Origin of the sequence: Streptomyces sp. NPDC060209 (assembly GCF_042728155.1) — a bacterium.
Lineage (GTDB): Bacteria > Actinomycetota > Actinomycetes > Streptomycetales > Streptomycetaceae > Streptomyces.
Genome location: NZ_JBHWZS010000410.1, coordinates 1 through 6,572, shown reverse-complemented (window position 1 = coordinate 6,572; position 6,572 = coordinate 1). Strand labels below are relative to the sequence as shown.

General features: G+C 69.5%; 5 protein-coding genes and 2 pseudogenes. 6 read left to right on the top strand and 1 reads right to left on the bottom strand.

Annotated elements, in window-relative coordinates:
- Positions 1 to 218 precede the first annotated feature (218 nt).
- From ACFWFI_RS39800 to ACFWFI_RS39775, 6 genes and pseudogenes are all read left to right on the top strand, one after another.
- The gene (locus ACFWFI_RS39800) at positions 219 to 1,835 is read left to right on the top strand and encodes an ABC transporter ATP-binding protein (protein WP_387400360.1); all 1,617 of its coding nucleotides are present in this window, start codon (positions 219 to 221) and stop codon (positions 1,833 to 1,835) included.
- Positions 1,832 to 2,947 (top strand): ABC transporter permease, encoded by a 1,116-nt coding sequence (locus ACFWFI_RS39795; protein ID WP_387400358.1) that lies wholly within the window; start codon positions 1,832 to 1,834, stop codon positions 2,945 to 2,947. The genes ACFWFI_RS39800 and ACFWFI_RS39795 overlap by 4 nt, the downstream gene beginning before the upstream one ends.
- Positions 2,944 to 4,233: an ABC transporter permease gene (locus ACFWFI_RS39790; protein WP_387400356.1), complete on the top strand. Its 1,290-nt coding sequence runs from the start codon at positions 2,944 to 2,946 to the stop codon at positions 4,231 to 4,233. The genes ACFWFI_RS39795 and ACFWFI_RS39790 overlap by 4 nt, the downstream gene beginning before the upstream one ends.
- Positions 4,230 to 4,631, top strand: coding sequence for a cytidine deaminase (locus ACFWFI_RS39785; protein WP_387400354.1), 402 nt, complete (start codon positions 4,230 to 4,232; stop codon positions 4,629 to 4,631). The genes ACFWFI_RS39790 and ACFWFI_RS39785 overlap by 4 nt, the downstream gene beginning before the upstream one ends.
- Before the next feature lie 134 nt (positions 4,632 to 4,765).
- Positions 4,766 to 6,043 (top strand): thymidine phosphorylase, encoded by a 1,278-nt coding sequence (locus tag ACFWFI_RS39780; protein ID WP_387400352.1) that lies wholly within the window; start codon positions 4,766 to 4,768, stop codon positions 6,041 to 6,043.
- 133 nt (positions 6,044 to 6,176) lie between these two features.
- Positions 6,177 to 6,389: pseudogene (locus ACFWFI_RS39775) on the top strand (Uma2 family endonuclease); the annotation flags it as partial.
- Positions 6,390 to 6,476: 87 nt separating this feature from the next.
- Here the strand turns inward: ACFWFI_RS39775 and ACFWFI_RS39770 are convergent.
- Positions 6,477 to 6,572, bottom strand: a pseudogene (locus tag ACFWFI_RS39770) (branched-chain amino acid ABC transporter permease); the annotation flags it as partial.

Sequence of the window (6,572 nt, the reverse complement as noted above, 5' to 3'; positions counted from 1 at the left end):
TCCGCCGCGCCTGCGGACCCCGATTCTCGTATACCTCCGGGCCGTGCCCCTCGGCATGTGTCGGTATCGTGCGCATGGTTCGCCATCTGTTACCGGGTGGCCAACGATTCGGTGGCGCTACGCGCGTAGTGCCCGCCGAGCGCGGTATTTTTCGCCACCGGTCCCCGCGCTGTGTCCGTACATCGCCCGCCCTCCGCTCCTGCCAAGGAGAGTGCGCCATCAAAGCGTCCAGCAGTCCTCATGCCGTAGAGCTCCGCGGCATCACCAAACGATTCCCCGGCGTCGTGGCCAACCACGACATCGACATCACGGTGAGCCGCGGCACCGTCCATGCCCTCGTCGGAGAGAACGGCGCCGGCAAGTCCACCCTGATGAAGATCCTTTACGGGATGCAGAAGCCGGACGAGGGCACCATCTCGGTGGATGGTGAACAGGTCTCGTTCAGCAGCCCGGGCGACGCCATCGGCCGCGGTATCGGCATGGTGCACCAGCACTTCATGCTCGCCGACTACCTCACGGTCCTCGAGAACGTCGTCCTCGGCTCCGAGAAGCTGCACGGTATCGGGGAGAAGGCGCGGGCGAGGATCAGGGAGATCTCGGACGCCTACGGCCTCGGTATCCGCCCGGATGCCGTCGTCGAGGACCTCGGGGTCGCCGACCGCCAGCGGGTGGAGATCCTCAAGGTCCTCTACCGCGGCGCCCGCACCCTGATCCTCGACGAGCCCACAGCGGTCCTCGTGCCGCAGGAGGTCGACGCCCTCTTCGACAACCTGCGTGAGCTGAAGGCGGAGGGCCTCACCGTCATCTTCATCTCCCACAAGCTGGGCGAGGTGCTGTCGGTCGCCGACGAGATCACCGTGATCCGGCGCGGTACGACGGTGGGCACCGCCGACCCCGCGCACACCACCAGCAAGCAGCTCGCGGAGCTGATGGTGGGCAGTGAACTCCCTTCGCCCGAAACCCGGGAGTCGACCGTCACCGACACCCCGATGCTGACGGTGGAGGAACTCCGGCTGACGGCCACCGACCCCGACGGCGTGGTGCGCGCCGTGCTCGACGGCATCAACTTCACGATCCACAAGGGCGAAGTGCTCGGCATCGCGGGCGTCGAGGGCAACGGCCAGTCCGAACTCGTCGACGCCATCATGGGCATGCGCAGCCTCGACACCGGATCGCTCACGCTCGACGGCGCGGACATCTCCCGCGCGGCCACCCGCAAGCGCCGCGAGGACGGCATGGCCGTCATCCCCGAGGACCGGCACCGGCACGGCCTTCTCCTGGAAGCGCCGCTCTGGGAGAACCGCATGCTGGGCCATGTCACGGAGAAGCCCAACAGCAAGGGTGCCTTCCTCGACCTGAAGGCGGCGCGCGCCGACACCGAGCGGATCGTGCGCGAGTACGACGTCCGCACCCCCGGCATCGAGGTCACCGCCGCCTCGCTCTCCGGCGGCAACCAGCAGAAGCTGATCGTCGGCCGCGAGATGAGCCACAACCCCAAGCTGCTGATCGCCGCGCATCCCACCCGGGGCGTGGACGTCGGTGCGCAGGCGCAGATCTGGGACCAGATCCGCGAGGCACGCCATGAAGGCCTCGCCGTCCTGCTGATCTCCGCGGACCTCGACGAGCTCATCGGGCTCTCCGACACGCTGCGCGTCATGTACCGAGGCAAGCTCGTGGCGGACGCCGACCCGGCGACCGTCACTCCCGAGGAGCTCGGCTCGGCGATGACCGGCGCGGCCTCCGGCCACCTGGAAGCACCGGGCGGAACGGGCAGCGACGACTCCGGGGCCGACGGCTCCGAAACCGACCCCCGGGACGGGGGAGAGGACCGATGAAGAAGTTCGACAAGGAGCGGCTGCTCCTGGGGATCGCCGCCCCGCTGCTCGCGATCGTGGTCGCGTTCCTGGTCACCGCTCTGGTGCTCGCCGCCACCGGCAAGGAACCGTTCAGCGCCTTCGGCATCATGTTCGACTACGGACTGAAGTCGGACAGCCAGGTCTACATCCTCAACAAGGGGACGACCTACTACCTCGCAGGTCTCGCGGTCGCCATCGGCTTCCGCATGAACCTCTTCAACATCGGCGTCGACGGGCAGTACCGCCTCGCCGCGTTCTTCGCCGCCGCACTCGGCGGGGCGCTGACCCTGCCGGGCGCACTCCAGATCCCGCTGATCATCCTCACCGCGATGATCGTCGGAGCGATGTGGGCCGGTATCGCCGGTCTCCTGAAGGTCACCCGCGGAGTCAGCGAGGTCGTCTCGACGATCATGCTGAACTCCATCGCGACGGCGATCATCGGCTACCTCCTCCAGCAGGGCCGTCTGGGACACCTCGACAAGGCGGGTACGAAGGTATCCACCACTCCGATCCCGGAGTCCTCGCACTTCTTCGAGTTCCCGACCACGCCGACGCCCGTCTGGGGCTTCATCGTGGTCGCGGTCGTCGCAGGCTTCGCCTACTGGTTCACGCTCAGCCGCACCCGGTTCGGCTTCGATCTCCGTACGGTCGGACAGTCCGGTTCGGCCGCCGAGGCCAGTGGTGTCGACGTCAAGAAGATGGTCGTCACGTCCATGCTGATCTCCGGCGGCATGGCCGGCCTGATCGGCATGCCGACGCTGCTCAACGACAGCTACGAGTACAGCGGCGACTTCCCGATCGGCATCGGCTTCACCGGGATCGCCATCGCTCTCCTCGGCCGTAACCACCCCGTCGGCATCGCGCTCGGCGCGCTGCTCTGGGGCTTCCTGGAGCGCGGCACCGGCAAGCTCGAATTCGAGGGCTACGACAAGGAGATCGTCGGCGTCATCCAGGGCGTCATCGTCCTGTGCGTCGTCATCGCCTACGAAGTCGTCCGCCGGTACGGCCTCAAGCGCCAGCAGAGCAAGGTCGGCGCGGAACTCGCCGCCAAGGCCGCACGTAACTCCGACCAGCAGGAGGTGTCGGCGTGACCGCCACGGCGACTTCCACCCCGCCGCCCGCGGCCCCCAAGGTCTCCGGCGGCAAGGGCGGCCGCACCCGCTTCAGTTTCCCCGTCATACTCCTGATCATCGCGGGAGCCCTGCTCGCGCTGTCCGCCGTGCGGGCCATCACCGGGGCCCAGGACGTCACCTCGGCCGGTCAGATCAGCGCGGCCCTCTCGATGGCCGTGCCGATCGGACTCGCCGGTCTCGGCGGACTGTGGTCCGAGCGGGCCGGCGTGGTCAACATCGGCCTCGAAGGCATGATGATCCTCGGCACCTTCTTCGGTGCCTGGGCCGGCTGGCAGACCGATCCCTGGATCGGCGTCCTGGCCGGTGTCGTGGGCGGCATGCTCGGAGGTCTCCTGCACGCGTTCGCGACGGTCACGTTCGGCGTCGACCACATCATCTCCGGTATCGCCATCAACATCCTGGCCCTCGGCTTCACGACGTACCTGGCCAAGCTCTGGTTCAACACCGGGGACGCGGCGGAGAGGGGCGGCAGCCCCAAGCAGTCGCCGCCGGCCGACAGCATCACCACGGTCACGGTGCCCGGTCTCTCGGACTGGCTGCACTCGGTGGAGCAGCACCACTGGTTCTTCGTCTCCGACTTCGCGGGGATCCTCGGTGGACTCGTCACCAATGTCTCGCTGCTGACCCTGGTGGCCGTGGCGCTGTTCGTGGGCACGTTCTTCGTCCTCTGGAAGACCTCGTTCGGCCTGCGGCTCCGCTCCTGCGGTGAGAACCCCGTCGCCGCCGAGTCCCTGGGCGTGAACGTCTACCGCTACAAGTACATCGCCGTGATCATCTCGGGAGGCATGGCCGGTCTCGGCGGCGCCTTCCTCTCCCTGGTCACCTCGCACATCTACAACGAGGGCCAGACGGGCGGCCGCGGATACATCGGTCTCGCCGCGATGATCTTCGGCAACTGGCGGCCCGGCGGACTGGCCATGGGTGCCGGTCTGTTCGGCTTCGCCGACGCGCTCCAGCTGCGCAACGGCGGTGAGTCCGTCCACGCGCTGCTCCTGCTGCTCGTGGTGATGCTGGCCGTCCTCGCGGTCTGGAAGCTCTACCGCAAGCGCTTCGTGCCCGGTGTCGTCAGCGCGGTCATCGCCGCCGCGGTGCTGGTCTGGTACCTGGCCACCGACACGGTGCCCACCGAGTTCGTCAGCGCCACCCCGTACGTCGTCACCCTGCTCGTGCTCTCGCTCTCCGCGCAGCGCCTGCGCATGCCGAAGGCGGACGGCATGCGCTATCGGAAGGGGCAGGGGAAGTGACGGACAGCGCGGCACCGGTCGACTGGGACGCGCTGCGCGAGGCGGCCCGGGACGCGATGTCCCGGGCGTACGCCCCGTATTCGGGCTACCCGGTCGGCGCGGCGGCACTCGTCGACGACGGCCGCATGATCACCGGATGCAACGTCGAGAACGCCTCGTACGGCATCAGCCTGTGCGCCGAGTGCGGGCTGGTCTCGCAGCTGGCCGCCACGGGCGGCGGCCGGCTGACCCACTTCACCTGCGTGGACGGCGCGGGCGCGGCTCTCGTGCCGTGCGGGCGGTGCCGGCAGCTGCTGTACGAGTTCGGAGGGCCTGAGCTCGTCCTGGAGACGCCGGACGGCCTCCGGACGCTCGACGAGATGCTGCCGCAGGCCTTCGGGCCTCAGCACCTGGGGTAGCGCCCCCGCCGCTGCCCGTTCCCCGGGCGGGCCCCACCGGCCCGCCCGGGACGGCGCGGCGGAACGTTCACTCTCTATGCGCGTAGAGTCAACGGGACTCTCGCCTAACCATCCGGCCGGAAGGACTCCCTCCCATGGACGCCATCTCCGTCATCCGCACGAAGAGGGACCGGGGCGAGCTCAGCCCCGAGCAGATCGACTGGGTCATCGACGCGTACACCCGCGGCGAGGTCGCCGACGAGCAGATGTCCGCACTGGCCATGGCGATCCTGCTGAACGGCATGAACCGCACGGAGATCGCCCGCTGGACCGCCGCGATGATCGCCTCAGGTGAGCGGATGGACTTCGGCGCGCTCTCCCGCCCCACCACCGACAAGCACTCCACCGGCGGCGTCGGCGACAAGATCACCCTCCCGCTCGCCCCGCTGGTCGCCGCCTGCGGCGCGGCCGTGCCGCAGCTCAGCGGCCGGGGCCTCGGTCACACCGGCGGCACCCTCGACAAGCTGGAGTCGATCCCCGGCTGGCGCGCCCACCTCTCCAACGCCGAGATGCTGGACGTCCTGGGCACCACCGGCGCGGTGATCTGCGCGGCCGGCGACGGGCTCGCCCCCGCCGACAAGAAGCTGTACGCGCTGCGCGACGTCACCGGCACCGTCGAGGCGATCCCGCTGATCGCCAGCTCGATCATGTCCAAGAAGATCGCCGAGGGCACCGGGGCACTCGTCCTGGACGTCAAGGTCGGCTCCGGCGCCTTCATGAAGACGATCGAGGACGCCCGCGAACTGGCCTCCACCATGGTCGCGTTGGGCACCGACAGCGGCGTGCACACCGTGGCACTGCTCACCGACATGGCGACACCGCTCGGCCTGACGGCGGGCAACGCCCTGGAAGTGCGCGAGTCCGTCGAGGTCCTCGCCGGCGGCGGCCCCCAGGACGTGATCGACCTGACCCTGGCGCTCGCCCGCGAGATGCTCGACGCCGCCGGGCTCAAGGACGCCGACCCGGAGAAGGCCCTGGCCGACGGCTCCGCCATGGACGTCTGGCGTCGCATGATCTCCGCGCAGGGAGGCGACCCGGACGCCGGGCTGCCCGTCGCCCGCGAACAGCACGTGATCAGCGCCCCGTCCTCGGGCGTGCTGACCCGCCTCGACGCGTACGACGTCGGCGTCGCCGCCTGGCGCCTCGGCGCGGGCCGCGCCCGCAAGGAGGACCCGGTCCAGGCGGGCGCGGGCATCGAGCTGCACGCCAAGCCGGGCGACACGGTGACCGAGGGGCAGCCGCTGCTGACCCTGCACACGGACACCCCCGAGAAGTTCGAGTACGCGCTGAAGGCGCTGCCCGGCTCGTACGACATCGCCCCGGCCGGCACGCCCTTCACCGCCACGCCGGTTGTGCGGGAACGTATCGCCTGACCTGCGGCTTTCCCTTTCGGGTGAACGGGACCGGTGGACCACCACCGGTCCCGTTCGGCATGCGAGCCCGGCCCCACCCGAACGAAAGGTCCCAGGTGACGCACCGATAAGAGGAGACCGCCATGGGCGCACTCACGACCGCATCGGCGAGGCGCGCGGGTACGCGAGGGCCGGTGTCGGCTGTTCCTGCTGCTCGATCCCTGGCACACCGGCCGTCCGAAACCGCGACCCTGTACGGGAGCCGAGCGACGGCACCTACCGGGTCCTGGAAGCGGTCGAGTACGGCGAGACGCCGCCGAAGCCTTTCGGCCAGGCTCTGGACACCGGGATCTTCCCGGTGAGCTGAGGCACACATGCCCGGGCGCCGATGAGTTTCGGGCATCCCGCGGGTCTGCCTGGTGTGGATGCCATGACTCCGAACGCCCTCGTCCTCACCGGCCGCGTCGAGCCCCCAGGCGTCGGTGTCACCGATGGCCTCGGCGCCCAGGGCGCCGAGCAGCGTGGTGAGGTTCCACAGCACGTACAGGGT